The sequence below is a fragment of the Brevundimonas pondensis genome, assembly GCF_017487345.1.
Classification (GTDB): domain Bacteria; phylum Pseudomonadota; class Alphaproteobacteria; order Caulobacterales; family Caulobacteraceae; genus Brevundimonas; species Brevundimonas pondensis.
Genome location: NZ_CP062006.1, coordinates 330,195 through 352,761, shown reverse-complemented (window position 1 = coordinate 352,761; position 22,567 = coordinate 330,195). Strand labels below are relative to the sequence as shown.

General features: G+C 65.2%; 30 protein-coding genes and 1 tRNA gene. 7 read left to right on the top strand and 24 right to left on the bottom strand.

Annotation, left to right across the window (positions count from 1 at the left end; translation table 11 throughout):
* The first annotated feature begins 90 nt into the window (after window positions 1–90).
* Window positions 91–447, top strand: coding sequence for a cell cycle two-component system response regulator CpdR (gene cpdR / locus IFE19_RS02025; protein WP_105562479.1), 357 nt, complete (start codon window positions 91–93; stop codon window positions 445–447).
* Window positions 448–561: 114 nt separating this feature from the next.
* Window positions 562–636: transfer RNA gene (locus IFE19_RS02020), tRNA-Val, on the top strand.
* A gap of 89 nt (window positions 637–725) precedes the next feature.
* On the opposite strand, the gene IFE19_RS02015 is transcribed toward IFE19_RS02020, so the two are convergent.
* Window positions 726–1,589, bottom strand: a complete 864-nt coding sequence (locus IFE19_RS02015; protein ID WP_207825260.1) for a DNA adenine methylase — start codon at window positions 1,587–1,589, stop codon at window positions 726–728.
* 171 nt (window positions 1,590–1,760) lie between these two features.
* Here IFE19_RS02015 and IFE19_RS02010 point away from each other — a divergent pair, with 171 nt between their 5' ends.
* The 4 genes from IFE19_RS02010 to IFE19_RS01995 are packed head-to-tail and all read left to right on the top strand — an operon-like array spanning window position 1,761 to window position 3,021.
* On the top strand, window positions 1,761–1,937 hold the full coding sequence (locus IFE19_RS02010) for a hypothetical protein (protein WP_207825258.1): 177 nt from the start codon (window positions 1,761–1,763) through the stop codon (window positions 1,935–1,937).
* Window positions 1,934–2,164, top strand: coding sequence for a hypothetical protein (locus IFE19_RS02005; protein WP_207825255.1), 231 nt, complete (start codon window positions 1,934–1,936; stop codon window positions 2,162–2,164). The genes IFE19_RS02010 and IFE19_RS02005 overlap by 4 nt, the downstream gene beginning before the upstream one ends.
* Window positions 2,161–2,421 (top strand): hypothetical protein, encoded by a 261-nt coding sequence (locus IFE19_RS02000; protein WP_207825253.1) that lies wholly within the window; start codon window positions 2,161–2,163, stop codon window positions 2,419–2,421. Before IFE19_RS02005 ends, IFE19_RS02000 begins: the two co-directional genes overlap by 4 nt.
* Before the next feature lie 36 nt (window positions 2,422–2,457).
* A complete protein-coding gene (locus IFE19_RS01995; protein ID WP_207825250.1) occupies window positions 2,458–3,021 on the top strand; it encodes an SOS response-associated peptidase family protein in 564 nt (187 codons plus the stop codon).
* A 263-nt stretch (window positions 3,022–3,284) separates the two neighbouring features.
* Here IFE19_RS01995 and IFE19_RS01990 read toward each other — a convergent pair whose 3' ends face one another.
* The 11 genes from IFE19_RS01990 to IFE19_RS01940 all read right to left on the bottom strand — a co-directional run bounded on the left by IFE19_RS01990 (window position 3,285) and on the right by IFE19_RS01940 (window position 13,167).
* Window positions 3,285–3,542 carry a hypothetical protein gene (locus tag IFE19_RS01990; RefSeq protein WP_207824688.1) on the bottom strand — a complete coding sequence of 86 codons (258 nt, stop codon included), beginning with the start codon at window positions 3,540–3,542 and terminating at the stop codon, window positions 3,285–3,287.
* A complete protein-coding gene (locus tag IFE19_RS01985) occupies window positions 3,490–3,867 on the bottom strand; it encodes a hypothetical protein (protein ID WP_207825248.1) in 378 nt (125 codons plus the stop codon). The genes IFE19_RS01990 and IFE19_RS01985 overlap by 53 nt, the downstream gene beginning before the upstream one ends.
* Window positions 3,864–4,418, bottom strand: coding sequence for a glycoside hydrolase family 108 protein (locus IFE19_RS01980; RefSeq protein WP_207825247.1), 555 nt, complete (start codon window positions 4,416–4,418; stop codon window positions 3,864–3,866). The genes IFE19_RS01985 and IFE19_RS01980 overlap by 4 nt, the downstream gene beginning before the upstream one ends.
* 205 nt (window positions 4,419–4,623) lie before the next feature.
* A complete protein-coding gene (locus IFE19_RS01975; protein ID WP_207825245.1) occupies window positions 4,624–4,869 on the bottom strand; it encodes a hypothetical protein in 246 nt (81 codons plus the stop codon).
* Window positions 4,866–5,189, bottom strand: coding sequence for a hypothetical protein (locus IFE19_RS01970; RefSeq protein ID WP_207825243.1), 324 nt, complete (start codon window positions 5,187–5,189; stop codon window positions 4,866–4,868). Before IFE19_RS01970 ends, IFE19_RS01975 begins: the two co-directional genes overlap by 4 nt.
* Window positions 5,190–5,242: 53 nt before the next feature.
* Window positions 5,243–5,773, bottom strand: a complete 531-nt coding sequence (locus IFE19_RS01965) for a DUF4376 domain-containing protein (protein WP_207825240.1) — start codon at window positions 5,771–5,773, stop codon at window positions 5,243–5,245.
* On the bottom strand, window positions 5,770–9,057 hold the full coding sequence (locus IFE19_RS01960) for a hypothetical protein (RefSeq protein WP_207825238.1): 3,288 nt from the start codon (window positions 9,055–9,057) through the stop codon (window positions 5,770–5,772). The genes IFE19_RS01965 and IFE19_RS01960 overlap by 4 nt, the downstream gene beginning before the upstream one ends.
* Window positions 9,058–9,501, bottom strand: coding sequence for a DUF6950 family protein (locus IFE19_RS01955; RefSeq protein WP_207825236.1), 444 nt, complete (start codon window positions 9,499–9,501; stop codon window positions 9,058–9,060).
* Window positions 9,498–10,142 carry a hypothetical protein gene (locus IFE19_RS01950; protein WP_207825233.1) on the bottom strand — a complete coding sequence of 215 codons (645 nt, stop codon included), beginning with the start codon at window positions 10,140–10,142 and terminating at the stop codon, window positions 9,498–9,500. Before IFE19_RS01950 ends, IFE19_RS01955 begins: the two co-directional genes overlap by 4 nt.
* Window positions 10,142–10,576 (bottom strand): hypothetical protein, encoded by a 435-nt coding sequence (locus IFE19_RS01945; RefSeq protein ID WP_207825231.1) that lies wholly within the window; start codon window positions 10,574–10,576, stop codon window positions 10,142–10,144. The genes IFE19_RS01950 and IFE19_RS01945 overlap by 1 nt, the downstream gene beginning before the upstream one ends.
* A 155-nt stretch (window positions 10,577–10,731) precedes the next feature.
* Entirely contained in the window at window positions 10,732–13,167 is a 2,436-nt protein-coding gene (locus IFE19_RS01940) for a phage tail protein (RefSeq protein ID WP_207825229.1), read from the bottom strand.
* Between the two features lie 50 nt (window positions 13,168–13,217).
* Here IFE19_RS01940 and IFE19_RS01935 point away from each other — a divergent pair, with 50 nt between their 5' ends.
* Window positions 13,218–13,589, top strand: a complete 372-nt coding sequence (locus IFE19_RS01935) for a hypothetical protein (protein ID WP_207825227.1) — start codon at window positions 13,218–13,220, stop codon at window positions 13,587–13,589.
* A gap of 307 nt (window positions 13,590–13,896) precedes the next feature.
* Here the strand turns inward: IFE19_RS01935 and IFE19_RS01930 are convergent, their stop codons facing one another.
* The 12 genes from IFE19_RS01930 to IFE19_RS01875 all read right to left on the bottom strand — a co-directional run bounded on the left by IFE19_RS01930 (window position 13,897) and on the right by IFE19_RS01875 (window position 22,315).
* Window positions 13,897–14,226: a hypothetical protein gene (locus IFE19_RS01930; RefSeq protein WP_207825224.1), complete on the bottom strand. Its 330-nt coding sequence runs from the start codon at window positions 14,224–14,226 to the stop codon at window positions 13,897–13,899.
* Window positions 14,227–14,229: 3 nt separating this feature from the next.
* Window positions 14,230–14,661: a phage tail tube protein gene (locus IFE19_RS01925; RefSeq protein ID WP_207825223.1), complete on the bottom strand. Its 432-nt coding sequence runs from the start codon at window positions 14,659–14,661 to the stop codon at window positions 14,230–14,232.
* A gap of 10 nt (window positions 14,662–14,671) precedes the next feature.
* Entirely contained in the window at window positions 14,672–15,064 is a 393-nt protein-coding gene (gene gp17, locus IFE19_RS01920; protein WP_207825221.1) for a tail completion protein gp17, read from the bottom strand.
* Window positions 15,065–15,508 (bottom strand): HK97-gp10 family putative phage morphogenesis protein, encoded by a 444-nt coding sequence (locus tag IFE19_RS01915; protein ID WP_207825219.1) that lies wholly within the window; start codon window positions 15,506–15,508, stop codon window positions 15,065–15,067.
* Window positions 15,501–15,830 (bottom strand): phage head closure protein, encoded by a 330-nt coding sequence (locus IFE19_RS01910; protein WP_207825217.1) that lies wholly within the window; start codon window positions 15,828–15,830, stop codon window positions 15,501–15,503. The genes IFE19_RS01915 and IFE19_RS01910 overlap by 8 nt, the downstream gene beginning before the upstream one ends.
* Entirely contained in the window at window positions 15,811–15,975 is a 165-nt protein-coding gene (locus IFE19_RS01905) for a hypothetical protein (protein ID WP_207825215.1), read from the bottom strand. The genes IFE19_RS01910 and IFE19_RS01905 overlap by 20 nt, the downstream gene beginning before the upstream one ends.
* A gap of 10 nt (window positions 15,976–15,985) precedes the next feature.
* Window positions 15,986–16,540 carry a head-tail connector protein gene (locus tag IFE19_RS01900; protein ID WP_207825214.1) on the bottom strand — a complete coding sequence of 185 codons (555 nt, stop codon included), beginning with the start codon at window positions 16,538–16,540 and terminating at the stop codon, window positions 15,986–15,988.
* Window positions 16,541–16,596: 56 nt separating this feature from the next.
* A complete protein-coding gene (locus IFE19_RS01895) occupies window positions 16,597–17,847 on the bottom strand; it encodes a phage major capsid protein (protein ID WP_207825212.1) in 1,251 nt (416 codons plus the stop codon).
* A gap of 20 nt (window positions 17,848–17,867) precedes the next feature.
* Window positions 17,868–18,692, bottom strand: coding sequence for a head maturation protease, ClpP-related (locus tag IFE19_RS01890; protein ID WP_207825210.1), 825 nt, complete (start codon window positions 18,690–18,692; stop codon window positions 17,868–17,870).
* A gap of 133 nt (window positions 18,693–18,825) precedes the next feature.
* Complete coding sequence (locus IFE19_RS01885; protein ID WP_207825206.1) at window positions 18,826–20,148, bottom strand: phage portal protein; 1,323 nt, start codon at window positions 20,146–20,148, stop codon at window positions 18,826–18,828.
* Window positions 20,149–20,157: 9 nt separating this feature from the next.
* Window positions 20,158–21,789, bottom strand: a complete 1,632-nt coding sequence (locus tag IFE19_RS01880) for a terminase large subunit (RefSeq protein ID WP_225910350.1) — start codon at window positions 21,787–21,789, stop codon at window positions 20,158–20,160.
* Window positions 21,790–21,805: 16 nt separating this feature from the next.
* Window positions 21,806–22,315: a phage terminase small subunit P27 family gene (locus IFE19_RS01875; protein ID WP_207825204.1), complete on the bottom strand. Its 510-nt coding sequence runs from the start codon at window positions 22,313–22,315 to the stop codon at window positions 21,806–21,808.
* Window positions 22,316–22,567: the final 252 nt, after the last annotated feature.

Sequence of the window (22,567 nt, the reverse complement as noted above, 5' to 3'; positions counted from 1 at the left end):
CTCTACGCGCTCGCCCTCACGGTGATTTTCACTGCGAGTTTACAGATCTGCGCCTAGGGTCGCGCCCGGTATTCAAGGACTTGACCCCGCATGGCGCGTATTCTGCTGGCCGAAGACGACGGCTCGCTTCGAGGTTTCCTGACCCGCGCGCTGGAACGCGCAGGTCACGCCGTGGTGGACTGCGAAAACGGGGACGACGCCATCGACGCCCTGGAGCAGGGCCCCTACGACCTGCTGCTGACCGACATCGTCATGCCCGGCGCCGACGGGATCGAGGTGGCGCGCGTCGCCGCCGTGCGCCAGCCGGGCATCCGCATCATGTTCATCACCGGCTTCGCCGCCGTCGCCCTGTCGGCCGCACAAGCCACGCCCCAGGCCAAGGTCCTGTCCAAACCTGTCCACCTGCGCGACCTGGTGAACGAGGTCGAACGCATGATCGCGGCCTAACGAAAAAATCCGAAAAAAGAAGACACAAGCCTCTTGCGGCCCCCGCGAACTGCGGGTTATAGACGCCGCCTTCCCGCCCACCGACACATCAGTCGGCCGGGCCGCAGAACAGGCGGACGCGTAGCTCAGCGGGAGAGCACTACGTTGACATCGTAGGGGTCACAGGTTCAATCCCTGTCGCGTCCACCATTCTTTTCAATTACTTAGTTGATTGAGAAGCCAAACACCCCCCTGAAATCCCCCCAGAAACGATCCGAAACCGGGGGGCATGCCCTGCCTTAGATCAGACGGGCCTGAGCTGCAGCAGACCCCAGCTCCACGCCCTTGCCGATCAGCAACTCGGCCGCCGGCGACGACTTGTCCCCACCCGCAATCGAATAGGTCGTTTGCACCGCCTCGATGTCGGCCCAGGCGAACATCTCGCGGATCTCCGGCCGGTCGTTGATCGACAGCAGGAACCGCCCGTCGATCGCGCGCAGCTTGTCCGCCATCCGCTGGAAGTCACCGCGCACGAAGACCCCGGCGCCATAGTCGCCCTCGCCGCCCCAATACGGCGGGTCGAGGTAGAAGAGCGTCCCTGGCCGGTCATAGCGGCTGATGACCGCCAACCAGTCCAGGTTCTCGATCACCACCCCGGCCAGCCGGTCATGAAGGCGTCGCAAGCGCGGCTCGATGCGGGCCAGGTCAAAGTTGTGCGGTGAACCGGGGCTGACGCCGAAGCTGCGGCCCGCCATCTTGCCGCCGAAGGCCAGGGTCTGGAGATAGAGGAACCGCGCCGCCCGCTCGATGTCGAGCAGGTCGCAATCACGGGATTCCTTCAGGCGGTCGAACTCCGACCGCACGGCCGGCCGCCAGCGGAACTCGCGCAGCAATGCATCGGGAAAGCGCTGAAGCACGCGGAACAGGGTGACGATGTCGCCGCTGATGTCGTTGATGACCTCGACCGATGGCCGGACCCGCCGGCGCAGGAAGACGCCGCCCATGCCGATGAAGGGCTCGACATAGGCGTCGTGCGGCGTAGCGGCCAGCACATGACAGATGCGCTTGGCCAGATGGCGCTTGCCGCCCAGCCACGCCGCAGGCGGCTCGGCCGAGGCGACGGGGCGCTGATCGACAATGAGAACATTTCGAGAACAATTCATTTGCAGGAAGACCTTTTGCACGCGTAGGAGTCCCCGGCTCGCGCGAGCGGGGGCGGCGACAGGCCGGACGGCCGGTCGGTCCAGTCGTGCGGGGGTCTGCCCGCAGATCGGTGCGTTGACGCGCGCCGATCCCGCCCCGGACGTGAGGCGGAATGAAGAGGAGGAATTGAGATGTCAGACGAACCCGGTTCGCCATCGCCTTCCGAAAAGGCCTTCGCGAACGACCTGCCCCAGCTGGAGCAGGAACTGGCGGACCGCGCCGAGCCGACACGGTCAGACGCACAGGTCCGCGCTGTCGTCGCCGGCCTGCTTGCCGGCATGACCCACGTCGGGAGGCCCTCGCGATGACCGAGGCTGCACACACCAAGGCCGAAGTCGGTCTCGCCCGCATGGTCGCCATCTGGCAGCACGGCGAGGCTGCCGAGCAAGACCCGGTCCTGATCAATATGCTGGCCCGAGAGGTGGCCGACCTGAACCGCCTTGTGCCTGGCGCTGTAGACAAGGTGCGTAACGCCTTCGAAGACATGAAGGCTCGCGGACTGTCGATGGCTGAAGCCACGGAGGGCTGGCCATGAGCCGCTACAAGGGCATGTCGAGCAAGGGCGCGCTGGACGTCGACGACCTCATAGAGCTCCATGACATCTACCACCGCCTTCAGCGGCTGCACGGTCAGCTGAATGCCGTCTCCTCGCAACGCCTCCCCCTCATGGCCGCATCTGCCACCGTAAAGGCGGCCTGGGCTGAACTCAGCGGGGCAGAGCAGGGCTGGAGTTTCCCCGTCGAGGCCATGTCGAAGGCGACAGCCAGGATGAAGGGGGTGGGCGGCGGCTGACTCCACAATCGCCGTTCCGCGTGTCAGGCTCAGATCATGTGCAACAACTTCCGACTGCACGTTCCTGCCAACCAGCTCGCCGCGCCCTTCACGGCGACGCGGCGACCTCTGGCCTTCCCTGAAGGTCTGCCGAACCTTGGATCGGCCGACTACCGTATCGGCGACCGCGCGCCGGTTATCACCCTGGGCAATGACGCACCGCAGCTGACGATGGCGTCCTGGGCATGGAAAGGTCCGAGCGGGAAGCCCGTCTTCAACTTCCGATCCGAGGGCCGCTCCTTTGCGGGCGCGACGCGCTGCCTGATCCCTGCCGATGGCTTCTATGAGTTCACCGAACCCAAGGTGGCGGGCAAGAAGACCAAGTGGCTATTCACCATGGCCGGCCAGCCGTGGTTTTGGATCGTCGGCATCGTCAGGGACGGTGCTTTCGCGATGCTGACGACAGCGCCTGGCCCAGACGTTGCGCCCTATCATGACCGGCAGATCGTCGTCCTGCCGCCTGATGCAGGTATTCACTGGCTAGACCTGTCAGCCAGCGAAAGTCTGATCCTGACACCCAGCGCCTTGGGCGCGCTCAACGTCGAGAGGATCTATCCATGAAGCCGCCTCGCGAACGGGCCGCCCGCGCCCTTTGTCGCCTCCATGGACTGCCCGAAGACACCAGATTCGAGGGCAGGCCAATGTGGCAATCCTATCTGCCCGAGGTCGATGCTGTGTTGAGCGCAGCGCTTGCGCCTGAGGAATGGGAACGCATCAAGGACGCCCCATAGGACGACGAAAGCCCGCCCCGGCGAACCGGAGCGGGCCTGAATAGCGGAACCTGAGGGCTCGACGCTGGAAGGGGGTCGTTCAGACCGATACCCCTAGCCCGGCCAGAGTTTAGCCCACCACGGCCGCTCTATTCGCCTGACCGCCGCCGCATCCCGCGCCTCGCAGGACGTCACGATCTCCACCACGTCCGCCGTGCGTCCGTTGGCGCGGGCGAGTTGACCGGTCTGCTCGATCCCAAACACCTGCCAGTCGGCCTCGACGGCGTCGGCCGGCGGCAGGGCGGCGGACGGAACAGGCTCAGTCCACCCGCTTGGGATCAGCGAGGAGCAGCCGACAGTCGGTCCCAGCACCTGGGTTGATCCGGCACACGCCGCGGCGAGCGGCGAGAGTAGCAGCAGAGCGATCAGGGGCCTGACGGACATCGGCGGTTCCTTCCTGGATGTCATTGGTGATCTGGTCGTTTCGGGCGTCGGCGCGGTCGCGTACGGCGCTGGCGTCCTGAGCGGCGCCTGTGCGGCCCCCTGCGAAGGCTTGACCCGCGTCGGCCTTGCGGGCGTCGTGCCGGGCGCTGCGCATGGTGAAGACGGCCATGGCCAGGCTCAGGACGATCCCGAGGACCAGCAGGCCGAAGATGATCTTGGCGGTTGTGTCGAAGGCCTTGAAGGCAGCGATCATGCTGCGATCCCCACGCGCGTTCGTAGCCAGCCGTAGACGAAGCTCTCGTTGGCCTGCCGCTTCTCGGCCAGTTCGATGTAGCGTTCCCCCTGCAGCGCATTGAGGCCCTTGAGCAGGACACTCTCACCCTCTTTGCCCCGAACGCGCAGGAAGGCCGTCAGCGACCGCAGCGTGGCAGGCCCGACGTCGCCGTCGACCTTGATATCGGGGTAGTCCTTGCCTTGTCGGTTCAGGGCGTTCAGGCACCGCTGGAGCATGGTTGAGGCCACGCCCGGCCCCATGTTCACGCCGGTGTCGAATAGCTCCTCAGCGAGCTTTTCGGACAGGGCGGCGACGCGGTCATAGCCCGGACCTGTCCAATACTGCGCCCGATATATCTCGACGGCCCGGATGCGGGTCATATTGCCCATCGGCCCGACGTATCCATAACGACGGGCCGTTCCGACCGTGATGCCCCAGATCGTTTCGCCACCCTTGTCGTCGGGATGGTTCACATAGCCGCCCTCACGGCCGATTACGCCCTCGATCAGGCGTGCGAAAACATCGCTCATGGCGGTCTCCAGTTCAGATTGTGGGGGAGCAGTCGGGCCGCGCCTGCTGGACAACCGCGCAGCGTGGCGAAATATTATCGTTGTTCAGATGGAGGCAAGACGTGGCGAGAAGGCCAAGCAAACGAAGTGGTCGGACATTGGAGATTGTCCTCACCCTGTTGTGCCTGGCCCTCTTCGGCGTCTTGGGCTGGCTCGCATTCGGCGGTTAGCCGCCGCTGTCGCTCGATTGGTTGCGCCCGAAGTAGAAGCCCAGGATCAGCAGCATCCCGTCCTTGAACATCGACGCGACCAGCATGACGGCGTCGGCGTAGCGCTCAGCGACCATGTCTCCCAGCCAGGCGATCACCGGTAGGAACAGCAGGTTTCCCGCGAGAAAGCCCAGGGCGAGGATCGTGGTAGTGCGCGGCAGGTTGATCACCTGCGGCCACCAGCGGGGCGGCTTGCGGCTCATGTCGATGCTCCTCGACGACGTTGGCGAGCCGGCACGGGCGGCAACTCCAGCGCCTTGCTGGCCCGATCGGTGACGATGTTTGAAAGCGAGCGCTGGAGGCCGCTGACGTCCCTGCTGATGTGGCTGATGTCGCCTTGCGCCGTGTCCATCTGGACCGTCAGCTTGGTCACGGCGTCGCGGATGCCCTGAAGCGCCGACCCGTCACGCTCCAGCGTGGTCACCCGCTGGGAGAGCCGCCCCAGCATGAAGGCGAACACGGCCACCTGCACAAACAGGCCCGCGAACAGGCCTGCCATGGCGACCCATACAGATGGCGTCATGCGCCCCCTCCGTTGTCAGATTGTGATGGATGCCCCGACACGAAAACGGTTCGTCAGGTGGGCCAACCGGCCGTGATGTCGACGGACCAAGGCTCATCGGCAGCAACGATCAGCGCCGTCAGCGTCTCTTCACGATCGAAGCAGGCCTGAATGTGTGACCGAATGGCGATCCCGTAGGCCATCACCTGCTCGAAGGTCCAAAGCCGGAACTCATTCTGAGCCAGCTTCCAGACCGTTGCTCCTTCGGGGGGAGCGATCTGGGCCGCAACCACAAATCCGGTCACAGCCGCCAGAGCACTGTCGGCCGGGGCCGCATCGACGCCGTCGAAGTTGAAAGTTTGGGACTTTTGCCAACGCAAAGCTGCGAGCGCTTTCAGGTGATCGGCAGCCGTCGGGGGTTCAGGAACAATCAGAAGTCCTGGCGCCGTACCTTTGGCGAAAGAGAGCGCGCGCGCCAATGGTGCGGGCAGGCCAGCCGGGAAGATCGTCACGTTGTTTTCGACTTGTCCCAGGGCTTCAGCAACAGCAATCAGCTTGAGGCCCACATAGGTTTCTACCGCAGCGCGGTCAGCTAAATCGGTCATGCGCCATACAGTCCTTTGAAGCGGCCATTGCGTGCAAAGGCCGTGGTGACGTTGGGGCCCTGCGGGTTCATCTGCAGGAGAATTTTCTTGTTGCCGCGGGTGGTTGAGACATGACCCTCCAGCCATTGCTGGATCGGGGTGAAGGTCAGCCACGCCCCTTCAGTGCCGACATTCAGGGTATTGGAGTGGATGACCTGCAGGCCCGATCCGTCCTGGTTCGTGATCGCGATGCGAATGCCGGTCGACCAGTCATCTGCCCCGCCGGGCGCCCCGTTGATCTGATAGTCGAACCACTGGCGAACGACCCAGTCACCCTCGTTGAGCAGGAATTTGGAAGGGACCGCGGCGATTGTAGTCCAAGTGTTCTTGGGCAGGCTGATGGACGTTGCGCTTGGCGCGCCACTGTCAAAAGGGCCGCTGTTCGTCTTACCTCCGAAGAAGGAGTCGCCTGTGTTGTCCCGCCACTGGCCGTTCACCGACTCTGCTGAGGCCTTGCTGGCGGCGGCTGTAGCGACCGTCGACGGACCAACCCAGTAAGTCAGGTTGTCCGGACCGAAAGGAGCGCCCATGGCCGTGATGTATCGAACGCTTCCCGTCGTGGTCTGAAGGGTATCGGTCGCATCTTCAAAGACGGTGTTGTCGCCCCAGTAAATGTAGGGCGCGTCCAGCGCTATGGCTGACCCCAGCGTGGAGGAAACCATCCTGAAGCGGGCAGGCTTGCCTCCCGAAGCTGCCGCGACCAACTCGAACTTGGCGAGCGCAGCGCCAGTCTCGAGGTCAACGATGGCCAATTGCTGCTGGGATACCGAGGCTGAGAGGTCCCGCGCCGTCGCCTGATCGGCCCAAGAGACTGGAGACGGGCCGGCATTGACCATGATCCGCGAGAAGGCTGCGGCGTCCGTGGACGCAGTCTTCCGCAGGACGACGCGCCAGAAATAGGCACCTGACGCACCCGACCCCGGCGCGGGGAAAGGCCCGCCCTTGCGACGGGTCAGCCAGTTTCTGTCGTTGGCGCCGACTTGTGCGCTGGTGCCCAAAAGAGCGGCCGGAGCGCCGTCGTTGCGAGACCAGAACTCAATATAGGCGACTTGGTCACCATCAGGATTGGAGCCTCCGTCCCCATTGAGACTGAGGTTGAACAACTGGCCAGGCTCGCAGTCATAAAACTTCGACCGCAACAGGTGTGACCCGGCGGACGCGCATCGGAAGGCGGATCCGTAGGCTGGATGGGACGCCACCGTCCAAACGCCGCTCACCGGCGTCCAGCCATTCAGGCCGGCGGCGCCGTCCGAGTTGGTCAGCAAATTCGGCGCTTCAACCAATGACGCAGTGATTGCATTGTTCTGCTGCTCCCGAATGACCGTCTCGCTCGCTTGCAGGGCCTCCAGGGCGGCGAGTTCTGCGTTGAGTGCGGTGATCGTCGGTGCGGCCGGCGAAACGTCTACGGCAATGAGGTCCGGCGCGGTGTAGGGCCCATAGACATAGCGTTCGCTGAAGTTGCCTCCGCGCTGATACTGGACGGCGACAAAATAGGGGACCCCCGGCTGCAACCCGTCGATGGGAATGTTCGTCACCGTCGGCGGGCCTTGGTATGCCTGCGTCCATGGACCTGTGGCGCTCGTCCCATGCTCGACGATGATCGCCGTAGCCGTCTCATTGCTGACTACGCCGCCAAGATCGAAGCCAGGTAGTTGTCCTCCGCCAGGAGCAGGGGGACGAGGCGTGATGGTCCAATCGCCGGGGAGCGGGGGGGATACCAACGTAGGGTCGGCAGGCGTCAGGCTTGGATAGTCCGGCATGGTCGTGGTCTTGCCCAGCGCCAGATCATGCTTGCCGTCCGTCTCAGACCGGAAGGCGATGCGGACCTCGCCCGACTGGGGTTGATAGGTCCGGCTCAGGACCATGCATTTCACGCCGTCCAGCAGGAAGCCCGGCTCGTCGATCACGAAGCAGTCGCCCCGTTTGAGGCGGCGCAGGTGGGGCTTGAGCGGGATGGTTCCGCTGAACGGTTCGCGGGCGTCGAGGATGTCATAGGCCGCGAGTTGGGCCGCCTGCTTCACCGCCGGGACGAAGCGGTACTCGATGCTGTCCGACTTCTTGCCGCCGTCCTCAGTGCGCAGGGAGGCGAAGGTGACCGGGTCGGCCGGGACCTTCTTCCATCCATGGGCCTCGGACATGAACTCCGGCGTGATCGTGTTCAGCCGGTTGAAGCTGCTCGATCCGGTGTCGAGTTCGAGGGGGCCGTTGGTGTCCCGGCCGGTGATCGTGACGATGCTCGCCCGCGCTGCGCCTCGGCTGACGCAACTGATCTTCCCGGCATGGCGCGCATAGGAGGCTCCGCCCGCCTGCAGGAACTGCTTCAGGACCTGAGAGACGTCCTCCGACGTGTCAGGCCAGGCCGTCACCTTCCAGTCGTTGGCGTCGGCGATGTTCGCTGCCTCCACGAAAGCGGGCACATCGATGCCGTCGATGCTGGCGCCGACACCACCAACGACCTGACCGTTCTCGACCAGACCTAGTGCCCAGTTCAGGGCGGCGATGATGGGGTTGTCGATCCAGCGATAGGTGGCGCGGACACCAAGGCGGCAAGGCCCGGCGCCCCCCGGATAGGTATCATCAAAGCGCGGGTCATATCCGTAGACGCCCTCAATCACCACCAGCGGCGTGGGTTCGCCCGAGGGGTAGACGTTGAACTTGGAGTCCTGCTGCAACACGAGCATGTCGCAGGCCTTGCCGGACAGCTTGTGACTGCTGCCCCAGCCCGGCACTTGCTGACCAGCGCCTCCAGGAAGACTGAGCGCGAGAGCAGTGTCTGGTTGGGAGCCCGACCGGGTGGCGCGCCACATCTGGCCGGCATATTTGCCGATCGCGGCTCCTGCGCCGGTGAAGCTGACGGTGAGATCACCAGCCTTGTAGGACTGGAAGCTCCGCACAGGCCCCGCGCCGGAGTAGACCGAAACGATCACTTGTCGGAAGTTGTCGGGGCCGAACTCGTCGCGGTGAATGATCTTCCCGACGCAGCCCACCCGACCAAAGGCGAAGGGCGTTGGCTGGTCGGGATTGGACGTCCAGTCAGAGGGGGAGCCCGAGCCAGCCGACTGAGGCTTCTCGAGCAAACCGCCAACCGCTGTCAGACCCGCGCTGACCATATTGAGCGTGCCGGCCGACACGCCGAACAGCGTCACCGATCCCGCCAGACCCGGCATCAGCAGTGCGCCGGCGCCGGTGGCGATCAGGGCTGCGGCGCCGATCACCATGCCGACGGTCTTGAGGGTCCTACCCATTCAGATGACCCTCCAGGCGCAGGGACCGAGGCTGTCGGTCACGAAGGTGGTCACGCCGGTCAGCACCTCGGCGTTTCCGGTGTGGTCGGTGAAGGCCAGCAGATTGCCGTTGCCCATGCTGACGGCTAGGGCTCCCAACTGGTGGGAGGTGGGCAGGGCGACCAGATCGGCCGCCAAAGCCATGGCCGGCGGGATGCGGGGCAGGCCCAGGCTATCGACGGCCTCGATCAGGCTCTTGAACCCGAGCGACTTCAGAACGCGAAGCCCCTCCGCCTCGTCCTTCCACTTCAGGCCCTTGGCCCAGGGCACGGAGACGCCAGCCTTGCGCAGGGCGTGCAGGGCCAGAAGCGGACAGTCGCGGGCGCCGGGCTTGTAGGGTTTGCCCTGGAAGCGCAGGCGGCAAGCCTCGGCGGCGCGCATGCGGCGGGTGGAAGGCTGGATCATCTGGCGTTCAGTGTGCTGGAGATTGAACCGCCGCCGGACACATATCCGCCGCCGCTCGAAATGGCGCCGCCTGACCCGCCGGGCTGATCGACGCGCCAGTAGATCTTTCGGCCGACGCCGGTGACGTAGCTCATGCCCAGTTCGCCAGGCCAGACATCGCGGTGATGAGGGTCCGACAGGCGCCGGTCTTCGTTCGGCTCGTTCAGTCGGGCCTCTTCGGTGCCGCACTCGATGATCAGCTCTTCCGAGGAGCCGATGGTGTAGCGGGCGAAGTCGTATTCGCCGCGGAACAGCGGGTCCGGTTCTCCGACCATCAGTCCGGTGTCAGGATCAACGCAGGCGTCCCACACCTCGACCAGAGCGGTCTGGTGCTTCCGATCCGCAAGCGCGGCGAGGGCGGCGTGGTCGGCGGGATAGAGCGTGATGTCCGCCCGGGTCGTCTGGCTGTCGATCCCGTCTTCAAACAAGGGCAGGTCGCCGAGCGTGCCGTAGGTCAGATCACGCTGGACGAACAACTCAGAACCCCAAACGAGGAACCCGCCCGTCGTCAGACGCAATGTGAAGTCGTCCGTCGTCAGGCGGAACAACTGCACCAGCCAGACGGCCTTGCCGGAACGGCCGGCGATACCGGCGGCGTCCATTACTCGCGCTCCTCGACGGTGAAGCGCGGCGTGACCAGGCCATCCACGCCGACTGTCAGGCTGTCGGTGTCGATGGTGGGCCAGCCCTCGACCATCGGCTGAGCGATCTCGACCACAGCGTTGTTCAGCGTGGGGACGCGCAGCATCGTGCGCAGCGGCAAGGCCATGTTGCCCGAACCATCGGCGGTGGCGGCGGCGCTCGACTTGTAAGCGAACCGCTGCCCGTTCTGGATCAGAGACAGCCACTGCCCCTTGCGGAACACATAGCCCGGCGTCAGGCCCTTCAGGTTCAGGGTGCGGCCCGACTGGTTGGCGCCATTGATCAGGGGAGCGCCCGGCGCTCCGATCACCAGGCCCGGCTGAAGGATTTCCATGACGACCGTGTCGTCCTCGGACAGAAGGTCATCCCACGCCAAGCTCTCGACGTAGCTCATGGCCGGCAGTTCGATGTCCCACGCCCATCGCGTGCCGGGGCGAAGGTTCCGTCCGACAGGACCGGCGCCACTGGCGGGGCGCGTTTCATTGCGCGTGAAAATTGGCCGGGGCGTCATGCTCGACGGCCCGGGCCACGTAGGCAGGATCAGAGGCATCAGCGCTTCCTTCGGCCGATCTGGTGCTGCTGCTGCTTCACCGACTTGGACTGGGTGACGGCCGGGACGTTCTTCGTGGCCCAGGTCTTGGCGTTGCCCTCAGCCTGCGCGCCGATGGCGTTCATCTGGTTCAGAAGGTCTTGGGTCAGAACCGCGCCGCGCAGGTCGAAGTAGGGAGCGCTGCCTCCCATCAGGTTCTGGCCCGGTCGGCGGATGTCCACCATCTCGCCGGGCGTCGCTTTGAACGCGACGAGCGAGCTGTCCACGCCGCCGCCGCCGCCAACCCGGAACGAGCCGCCGGTCTTGAAGCCAGGCAGCTTGCCGAAGAAGCTTCCGATTGTGGACGCGACCTTGCCCCATGCCGACCCGCCTTCGCCGCCTGATCCCCTCATGCTGTCGAAGATCGATCGGCCGGCGCTGCGGAAGCTGTTGCTCAGGATGTCCCCGAAGATCGAGCGCAGCACACCCTGCCAGTCGCCACGCAAGGCCGCGTCGATGCCGTATTCGAAGGCGTCGGCGAACTTCTCACGGCTGTCGTGGATCGCTTGGTTCATTGAGGCGATGGCGTCGTTGACCGCTTGGACGCCAGGGAGGTCGGAAACCGAACCGAGGGTCTGTGCCGCGGGAAGCGTCATGCCCTCTGCCAACAGCCCGCCTTCCATCTGGCGGCCGATCTCAGAAGAAATAACCCCGGAGGCCACTGCCTCTTTCACCTTCTGCATCTCGCGGGCGAGCCTGAGGGCCTTGCCCTCCGTGTCGCTCAACAGCCGGTCCATGATCGCGGCGACATCGTCGCGCAAACCTTTGAAGGCGTCGCTTGCAGCCTTGGTCGCGCTCAGGGCCGGCTGGACCATCCCCGCATCGAGCTTGGCCATCCACTGGGCAATGCCGATCACCATGTCGGGGATGTAGGAGTGACCGACAACGGCATCGTAGAGCTTGAAGAAGGCGTCCGAGACGCTCTTCACCCGGTCGATGACCGCGCGCAGGACGCCGAATAGACGACCCTGAAGCCAAGTCGTGACGCCCTCGACCATCTTGCGGACGGACCCGATGACGCCGGGGAACAGGGACTCGAAGGCGTTGAGGATGGCGCTCACGGCGGACTTCACGGCCTGCCAGAGGAAGCCCCACATGGCGCTGAAATCGCCGCGCAGGAGAGCGCCGAGGGCGCGGAACACGTTGGTGATGATGTTGACGGCGCCAGTGATCAAGTCGATGGCGGCCGCGAACACCTGCGCGATGCTCTGGCCCCAGACCTTGAGGTTGGTTGACGCACTGCCGCCGCCCATCCCGAAGATCGCGGTGAAGACTTCTCCGACAGCGGACACAGCACCTTGCAGCGCGGCGAACAGCGGCTGGACCTTCGGCCCTACCGTTTCCTGGAGCGAGGTCCAGAAGGCTTGCAGCACGGGGATGATGTCGTCTTTGAACGCCATGAAGGCGAGCACGACGGCTCCGACAGCCAGACCGATGGGGCCGAGCAGCGGCAGCAGACCAGCAAGGAAGCCGCCGCCAGCGAACGCAGCGGTGATGGCGCCGACCGAGGCGACCAGAGCGCCGAAGCCTATCAGGATCGGGCCCAGCGCAGCCGCGACCGCTGCGCCAACAGCGACGAACGTCAGCACTTGCGGCGACAGCCCGGCGAAGGCGCGGGCTATGTCCGCCACCTTGGCGATCAGCGGGGCGATGACGTCGCGGATGATGGGCTCGAACGCGCCCTCCAGGTCCATGAGCGCCGTCTTCATAGGCTTCCAGATGTCGGCGTTGCCGGCGGCCTCAGCCGCGCCGCCGAACTGGCGCTCCAACTCGCCAAGCATGATGGCCTGGGCGCCGGCGACATTGCCGACCTCGGTCATCGCCTTGATCATGTTCTGTTGGTCGTCGGTGAACTGGATGCCGACGCGGCGCAGAGCGGCGAGACCCTGAACGGGATCGTTCAAGGCCTTGCCGACCATCATGGTCGCGCCCTGAAGGTCGGAGCCCATGCGGGCCGAAAGGTTCAGGATAGAAAGCTGGGCGCGGTCGAAGACGTCGCCCGACACCTTGCCGAAGGTCAGCAGGTTCGCCGTGACCTTGGTCATGATCTCGTCGTCATCGACGCCTGACAGATTGCGCAAGCCCTCAGCGGCTTTCGCCAGCTGATCGAACGTCTTGCCGCTGGCGTCGCCCATGCTAGTCAGGGCGGCGTTGACCTGAGCGGCGGCGGCCGCCGCGTCCTGGCTGCCTTGCAGAAGATGGAAGCCCAGGGCGATGAATGGGGCGGTGATCGCGGCCGACATTCCAGCGCCGACCGTGGCCAGTCCGGCCCCCACGCGCTGCATCTTTGCGCCGGCGTCCTTGAGGTGCTTCTGGGCGGCGGACAGACCGTCCGTGAACGCGCCGCTGTCGAGGCCAAGGACGACGCGCAGGGCGCCGACTGTTGCTGTGGCCATTCGACCTCCTTGCGCGGCGCGGCCGCACGAGTCTCAATGCGAGGATGAAAATGATCTTGATCGCGGCTTTGGCCGCCGGCGGACTTCAGGCCGCCACACCGGTAGGCCCGCCGTCTGCCGCCCTGCTCGGCGCCGCCAAGGACGCTCTAGACAGGCAGATGTTCGACTATCCGAGCGCGCGCTTTCGCGATGTTCGCGGCAACGCCATGGTCATCTGCGGCTTCGTCAACGGGAAGAACCGCATGGGAGCCTACGGTGGCTGGAAAAGGTTCGCCTACACCGAGCTCGCAAACGATCCGAGTTTGTATGTCGAAGGCTCTGATGACGTAGACGACCTGATGTTGAACGGCTTTTGCGGGGTGGATGGCCGGCGAATGACCGGACCCGACTACACCGCCCGCATCGCACCTTCCCGCGACTAGGCAGTAAGCTCTGACCTGATCGCCGCAAACATGGCCCGCATTTCTTCGGGCGACTGGACGCGCGGAGCGGCTCGTTCGCCCGTCAGGCTCTCCAGCTTCGGCATGTGCTTGGGAGCGTGGAAAGCGAAGGCCATGAGGCTGGCGGTCGTGTGGGCCAGCCAGGCCCGGTTCTTTCTGTCGGTCTCGGCGGCTTCGCCCTTGGCCTGAAGACAGAGGCGGTAGAGGCGGGGCGTCTGACGCCAGAAGGCGTCGGCGTTGAACCCCGCCTCGATCCATAGCGCGAGAGCGCGCTCCCAGCTCCAGGCTTCTACCGAGCCTTCTGAGGGCGCGCGGGTTCCTTACCCTCCGACTTGCCAAAAGACGCGGCCATGGCCTCGCCGATCAGCTCGCCGGCCCGCTCAATCCCCACGGCGTGGATGATCCGGCCGGCGGCCTTCACGTCCAGGTCGGAGTGATACTCGGACAGGGCGGCGTGGAAGACCGCACGGACCGCAGTCGGCGACTTGATTTCCGCCGTGCCGTCCATCAGGCCGGGCACGAAGGCCTCCAACTCGCACAGCGCGTTGAAGTCCAGCAGCAGGGTGTAATCCTTGCCGTCAGCGGTCAGGGCGACTTCACCCTTGATCTGGTTCGCCATCGGTTAGGCCGCCGGGGTGTAGGTGGGCAGGCCGGTGACCTTGATGGGCAGGCTGAAGCGACGAACGCTATCGACCTCGATGGCTTCGGACGGCTTGCCGGTCACGATGCCTTCGAAGTCCTCTGTGCCGCCGTCAGGATACTCGACGCGGAAGATGGTCACGCCGTCCGCCATGAACAGCGTCGAGGCGATGGCGTAGGCCGCGTCGGTGAAGTTGAAGGTGACCTCGGCCTCGCCGGGATCGCGCAGCGTGCCGCGAAACTCGCGCGTGCCGTTGGGGCTGGCGAGGTGTGTCACATCGACCGTCTCGCGAACCGGCTGCGGCGGCTGGATGGAAACAGCCTCGCCGATCTCGGTGTAAACGGCGGGCGGGCCGTCGTCGGTCTGATAGCTGAACTTGGTGCCCAGACCGATGGTGGCTTCTGAAGCGGCCATTGCGGATCTCCTATGCGATGGCGTGATGGACCATCAGGTCCAGGGAGGTTCGGTAGAGGGCGTCGCCGCCCTCATCGAAGGTGTCGTCGCGCTCGTCCGCGATCAGGACGGCGTCGATGCGAACCGGGTTTGTCGTCCAGCGCTCCCCGGACAACTCGGCCTCAACCGCGCGGGCGGCGTGCTTGGCGGACGCAAAGCTGTCACCCCAGCAATCCACCTGGACGCGGGCGGCGATCAGGCCGGACGGACCCTTCAGGTGATAGTCGCGGGGTGCATCGACCAGATGCAGAACGATGGCCGGTAGCGCGCCGCCCTGGGCGCGACGCCCCCAAGTGACGCGTTGGCCAACGCGCGCGGTCACATCCGCTGACGCCAGCAGGCGAGCGATTAATGCGGCTTCCATTCAGCGCCCCTTCGCGGCCAGCCGAGCAGTCTTCCGCGCGAGACGGGCAGCCGCCTTATCGATCTCGGCCCAGAGGTCTTCTCCGACACCGGGCAGGAGGTCGCCCTTCCCCTCGTCCCAGGCCGGGCGGGCAAAGGGTTGCGGCCCGTGCTGTGACGTGCCGAACTCCTGAAGGTGCGCCTGCGGATGACGGCCAGGGCCGGCAAAGGCCTCAACCTCAGACACCTTCCGATGTCGCTTCGGCCGCTTCGTCGTAACCGCAACGCTGTCCTTCAGGTCCGACAGATGCACCGGAGCGTTCTGGCGCATGGCCTCGGCAATCGGCTCAAGTCGCGCAATCGCAACGCGGCGCAACACGTTTCGGCCCGTCGCTTTCGGAAGCTGGCCCAGGGCGGCGTTGACCTCGCGAAGCCCGGCGATTCTGAAGGCACCGCCTCTAGCCATCTCCTCGCCCCACGGCTGTCAGTTCAATCCCCTCGCGCCGACCGATCTCCTTGACGTGGGTGATGGCGTAGGCCCGGCCGTCGAAGACCAGCCGATCTTTCGGCGTCACGTCCTTGACTATCGAAGAGTATCGGATCTGGAACCGAGCGCTGATTTCAGCCGCCCGCTCACCAGCGCGGAAACGCTCGCCGTCCGACACCGGCCGATAGCTGGCCCAGACCGTCGCCAGATCCGCCCAGGTTTCGACCTCGGCGTTGAACTCGTCGCGCGTGATCGTCGCCCTTTGCAGGACGATGCGCCGATCAAGCCTTCCGGCTTGCATCGCGCTTCTCGGGTTTCAGAGCGCCGGCGTTTCGAGCAGCCGCTTCGACCTCCGCGCTGACCGCCAGCCGGGCGCCAGCCGGATACTCGGCATGACCGTCCGGCAGCGGATGGATATAGCGTTTGGCGAAGATCACGGTGCGCATATCGACCTCTTCAGACCCGGATGATGCGATAGGGCCCCAACAGGGCTCTGACCGCGAACGGCGGCTCGGTAACGATATTGCCGACGTTCACCGCCTCCCGGACGGAAAACCACTGCCCGACCAGCAACAGGACCGCTTGCTTGACAGGCTTGGGGACCTCGACGAACCCGGCCTCGTATCGAACGCGGACGCCGTTGGGGTCGCCTCGGAGCAGGGGCCAGGCGAAGCCAGGGGCGCGGTCCATGGCGTCGTCGTCGAGGACATACTCGGCAGGGTCGAGCGTCCGCTCGACGCCGTCGGCGGCGACGTACTGGACGCTGACAATCGCCTGGACGGGGCCGAGCGGCAGTCTCGAAAAGCCGCCGAAGACGTTCGAACGGACCTCGAGGACGTGCTTGCCGATGCATCGGCCCAGCCAGCCCCAGGGGCCGTCAATCCACGCGCAGGCGGCTGCGATGTAACCCTCGATCGAGTCGTTCTCGTCGTCGGAGGTGACACGGAGATGGGCCTTGGCTTCATCCAGGGACACAAGCGGGCCAGGAAGCGTGACGACGAGAACGGCCATGGATCAATCCTTCGGCGGGGAAAATCGGGGCCGGAATGAACCGGCCCCGTCAGTCCTTAGACAGCGATCTTGAAGCCGCGCATGGCCTCGGGGTTCTGGACCCCGCCGCCGACGCGCTTGACCGTGTAGAAGCCGACGTAGGGCTTGTTGGTCAGGTTGTCCCGGATCACCCGGATGCCCAGACGGTCGACGACCAGGTAGGTCGCCTTCATGTCGCCGAACAGCGCCGAGATGGCATTGGCGGCGATGTCGGGCATATCCGGCAGCTCGACCAGCTCATGCCCAGCCAGCGTGACCGGCTGGCCCAGTTGGTAGGACGGCTGCCACAGGTAGTTGCCGTCGCCGTCCTTCAGCTTGCGGGCGGTGCCCTGCGTCAGACGGTTCATGTAGAACTTGGCGTTCGCGCGGAACTTCGCCGGCAGATCGTAGATCAGGTCGATCAGGGCGTCGGACTTGTCCATCGCCGCCGCCGTGCCGGAGTTCTTCAGCTTGATCGCGCCGAAGGGGTGCTTCGCCGCGTTGGCGGCGCCGGTCACATACGTCAGCAGGCCGAAAGGCTTGTTGGCGCCATCGCCCGAAAGGAAGGCGATATTCTCCTGGCGGCTGAACTCGTCCTCGACTTCCGAGGCCAGCCAGGCCTCCAGATCCACAGCCGAGTCGTCCAGCATCTGCTGAGTGGCCTGCGGGTTGGCGTAGAGTTCGCCCGGGATGAAATCCAGGGCGTTGAAGCCCGGGGTGCCCGTCGCCGGGCGCGCCGCCGTTTCGCCGACCCAGCCCGAACCGACTGCACGGTCGGTGAAGACCTTGCGGAAGCCGGCGGTGCTGATGGTCATGACCGTGGCGTTCTCACGCACGGGCGACGACTCCTTCAGCTTACCGGTGATCGTGCGGTCCCACTCGACCGGAGCGAGGAAGCCGCCCTCGGCGTCAGCGCCCTTGTTCAGAGCGGCCTGCACCTCGCCCTTGCGCATGTGGGCGCGGAAGGCGCCGACATACTCGGGGTCGCGCTTGATCTCGCCGATGACGTTGTCGTCTCCGGCGCCGTTCAGCTTCAGCGCAGCGATCTGCTTGGCGTGATCGTCGATGACCTTCTGGCCCTCGTCGATGGCCGCGTTGATCTTGTCGAGCTTCTCGGACAGGACCGTGTCGGCCTTCTTCGAGTTGTCGTCGTTCGTCTTCTTGAACTCCTCGAACGCGGCATTGACCTTCTCGATGGCCGCTTTCACGTCGGAGCTCGAGATGGGGCCTTCAGCGCGCACGGCGCCGCACAGGGCGCGCGGTGCCGCGCCCATCAGATGAGTCTTCATGGTGGTGGTCTCCTAGCGCTCTATGCGCGAATGGTGGCTGTCAGATTGTCCAGAAGGGCGGACAGGCCCGAGGCGCCCGCATCACGCGTGGCGGGGTCCGGGGCTGCATCGCGCGCGCCCCGAATGCGGTCGATACGGGCGCGCGCCGCGTCTCTGCTCATCCCGGCAGAGATCAGGCTGCGTTCCATCCCGCGAAGTTCGTTGACGCGCCGATCCTCAGACTTGGCGTTCTCGTCGACGGTGATCTTGTCCGAGGCCAGCAGAGCGTCGGCGAAGCCCTTGTCGATGGCCTGCGATCCGGAAAGCCAGGTCTCGTCATCCAGCATCTTGGCGACGGTCTTGGCGTCCTGGCCGGTGTGGGCGACATAGACGTCGCACATGGCCTGATCGAACGGCGCCAGCCAATCGGCCAGCTCACGCAGGTCGTTGCGATTGCCGAAGGCCAGCACCCAGCAGTTGTGAATCATGATGAAGCTGGAGGCGCCGATCTCGATGCGGTCGCCGGCCATGGTGATGATCGAGGCAGCCGAGGCCGCCATGCCCATGACCTTCACCGTCACTTCATGCGGGTGCTCCCGCAGGACGTTGTAGATCGCGAAGCCTTCGAACATGTCGCCGCCGGGCGAGTTGATCTGGACCTCGACGGGGCCGGTGATGGCGCGGAGTTGGCTGGCCACCTTCTTCGCCGTCACGCCGCCGCCGGTCCAGTAATCCTCTCCGATCACGTCGAACATGGTGATGACGTTGTCGCCGCGCTCCAGGGCGCGAACGCCGGCCGCGTCCTCGGACCAGCGGTCGAAGACCTCGGGTCCAGTGAAGGCGTGCACATCCTTGCGCGCGGGCACGGGAAGAGCGACGGGCCGATCCTTAGCCTTCACCCGACCGACAAGACCACGAGGCTGTGTCGGCGGCTTCAGAGGAAGAGCGCGCGGAGGCGCGGCGACGGCCGGAGGGGCGGGTTGGGGCTGGGACGCGCGGTCAGTCATTGTCGGTCTCCACGGGCTTGCGCTTCGCCAGGGCCTTGGTGGCGGCGGCATCGGCTTCGGTGTCTTCGGAGATCGGAGCAGCCTTGCCCGACGCGGCCTCCAGTCGGTTGCCGTCCGGATGCGCGGGCATGTTCAGCAGCTTCCGGATTTCGTTCGGCGTCATCCACGGCTTGTGACCACCAGCGCCGCTCGCCTTCGCGAACGCGTCGTACTGATCCTTCATGGTTCCGTTCAGCAGGGCGGCGGGGTTGAACTTGGCGTCGTGGTCGGCTTCGGCGTCGGTCAGCAGCGAGCGGCCGATGGCCTCCTGCCAGGCGGTGAACCACGGGTTCAGGCCGAACCGGACAAAGCCGATGGACAACTGCTCGATGCCGGTCCCCCAGCCGGTGTCATCCAGCATGGCCAGCGGGCGCGGAACGCCGAAGGTCCGCAGGATTTCCTCAACCTGAAAGCGCCGGCTCTCTATGGTCTGCGCCTCGCGCGCGGTCTGGGCGAACGCCTGATACTCGGCGCCGCCCTCCAGCAACGGGGTCGACCCGGCGTTCTCCGCGCCCTGATGCCGCTCGTTCCAGCTGATCTTCAGCCGTTCATATGCCTCGGGCGAAAGCTCGTTCGGAATTTTCAGGGCGCCGGAGGCGAAGGTGCCGTTCTTGAACAGCGCGGCCGTCGCGCGTTCGGCCTGCAGGGCGATGCCGATAGCCTCGGCGGCGCGGCGGACGCGCGAGATGCCGTTGATCCCATCGAAGGTCAGGCCACGGAGGTGGAACACATCTTCCGGCGCCAGCTTCACCCGACCGCCGCTCTTGCGCAGGTAGGTATAGGTGACCTCGAAGTCGTCGCCGATCTTCACGTCGACGCGGTCAGGATTGAGCGGCAGCAGAGCCGAGGGCTTTGAGCCGGTGCGGACGATCAGAGCGACGGCGCCCTTGTCGTGGGTCAGCGCCCGATACTGCATCAGCCCCTTGAACTCGAACGGGGTCTGCCAGCCATTGGGCTTGCGGCGCAGGAGGCGCTGGACAGGGTGTTCCGTGGCCTTCACGAAGTCGCCGTCGGCGGTCTCTCGGTGAAGGTTCAGCGGCAGCATGGCGACGCTGCTGCAGATCAGGTCGACGCAGCGGAACACGGTCGTGTTCCGCAGGGCCTGTTCGACGGTGACGTGCATGCCGCCGGCCGTCAGGCCGTCGCGCAGATACTCGATCACGCGCGGGTCGTTCAGGTCGTGGAAAGCCGTCGCCCCGCCCTGGGCCTGAACCACAGGCACGGCGGATTGCGCCGTCGCGGCAGCGCCGCCGAAGAGGCGTGAAAGCAAGCTCATGCAGCCTCCTCAGATGGTGCGGATGCCGCGGCCCTCGTAGATCGAGGGCTTCGCGATCTCGGCGGACGTCGCCAGGGCGAGCGCGCTCACCAGGGCGGCAATGCCGTCGATCCGTTCGGTGGATTTCGATTTACTCGGCTTGATGTTGCCGGCGGCGTCAGTCTCGATGGCCACGTTGCTGGCGCACCACTCCAGAACCGGGTGGCCCCCATGCCAGAAGCCGTCGCCCAGGAGCAGCCGTTCGAGCTCCTTCGATGGTCCGGAAAGGGTCAGAAAGCCTTGCCGAACCTTCTCCGTCGGCAGCCCCTCGCCGCCCAACTGAATCATTACCTGGAGGGCGTTGAAGGGGTCGAAGCCGAACCGCTCGATCCTGAACTGCTCAGCGTCGTCGAGGACCTGAGACTTGATGAAGTCATAGTCGACGACATTGCCTTCTGTTGAAATCAGAGCGCCTTCCCGCGCCCATCGATCATAGGGAACCCGGTCGCGACGAACCCGGTTCGCGATGCTCTCGGCGGGAACGAAGAAGCGCGGCAGAAAGCACCAGGCCGGAAAATCGCTATCGGGCGGAAACACCAGCAGTTCAGCAGCCAGATCGGTCGTGGCCGCGAGGTCGACGGCGCCGAAGCATCGCCGGCCGCGACAAGCCGCTTCCATTTCCGTCCAGTGAATAGGACCGGCGAGCTTCCGCCACCGATCCATGGGCAGCCATCGAACAGCCTGCTCGGTCCAAAGGTTGAGATGGTAGCGCTTGAAGTCGTTCTCGTGGCGCGGCGATTCTTGAGCGCGTCGACACTCGGCCCTGAGGTAATCGGCCTTTACGCTCACGCCGTAGTTGGGATTGGCGACGCGCCAGGTCTCCTCGTTGGTCCAGTCCGCTTCAGGGTCGGCGGCATAGACGATGATGAGCGTCTCGTGATCGTCGACGAGGCCGGACCGGACCTTCTGGCAGTATTCCCAAGTCTCCCACCCGAACCCGGATCGCTGCCCCGCCGTGGAGATCAGGAACTCCAAGGGCTGACGCCGCGCCACCGATGATTGGTGAACGAACGTGTACAGGTCTCCATTCGGCCATTCGTGGATCTCGTCCCCGATCAGCCCAGACATCGACAGCCCATGCTTGCCGCTGGCGTTGCCGGACAGCGGCTTGAACGCAGCGTTCAACTGCGCGCAGTAGATCGACGGTTTGAATGTCTCCAGCAGTTCCGACAGCTTGGGCGAAAGGTTCACCATGGCGCCCGCCTTGGCGAAAACCAGCCGCGCCTGGTCCTTGTCTTTGGCGATTGAGTAGACCTGTCCGCCGAGCTCACCGTCACCCACGAGGGCGAGCAGCGCAACTCCCGCCGCCAGCTCGGTTTTCCCGTTCTTCCGGGGCACCCACACGATGCAGCGGCGATATTGCCGCGTGCCATCCGCTCGCTTCCAGCCAAACAGCGGGCGGACGATATCGTTCTCCTGCCAAGGCTCCAGCTTGAACGGTCGGCCAGCCCATTCGCCTTCGGTGAATCGCAAGTGATCGTGGAAAAAGCCTACGGCAGCAGCCCCGGCCCGGTCGTCAAACCAGTATTCTCCGTCCTCCCAGCGCTCCCGCTCTTGGCTCCAGGACGCATTCGGCCGGATGTAAGCCGGGCGCTCCGGCAACGATGTCTCCGCCACCTTAGTTCAGCAGCCCGACCGGCCCCTTCGGCTCCTGAGGACGCTCGACAGCAGCGGCCGGTTCCTCGCGACGCGGACCGAAAAGGTCGCCCGCTGGATCTGGCGTCATCGACCGAGCCGCAAAGATCCGCTGACGCTCCGCCGGGTTCAGACCAAACACCGACTCCTGCGCCTCCAGCAGCCGCGCCAGCCGGTCACCGATCAGGAACGCCGGATGCGCCCGCTTCAGTTTGCCGTGCGCGCTCTCGCTCTCATACGTCTCGCCTTCGCGATCCAGTTCATCTTGCATCTTCAGCCAGCGCGCCAGGTTGCGGCAGTAGCGGGCGAATGCCTCGGCATCGACCGGCGTCAGCAGCTTCAGCCGCGCGACGTTCGGTGCCAGCCGGTTCCAGGCCTTCAGCCCTCCACCCTTCAGCCACTCAGGTGGCGCAACGCCGCCGGCCGCCGCGATATCGGCAACCGGATCGGCGCCTATGCGGCGCTTTCCGGGGTTGCCCTTCGCTTGCTTCACTGCGGCCGGAGCCGGTTTAGGTCCCCTCCGCATGGCAGCCTCCCAAAAAAAGTTTCACGAAACTCGCGGGCGTAAAAATTGTGCGCCCCCGCCGGTCCTTAAGCGAAGGATCTCAGACTTTTTGCCCCCCCCTCCCGTCAGGTTTGGAGGGGTGAAAGGCCGAGGCGGACGGCTAGTTGATCGAGGGCCATTCGCCCTTTGCGCTCGACGCGCTGCTTGAACCCGTCGTGGCAAGGTTTGCACGAGGCGATC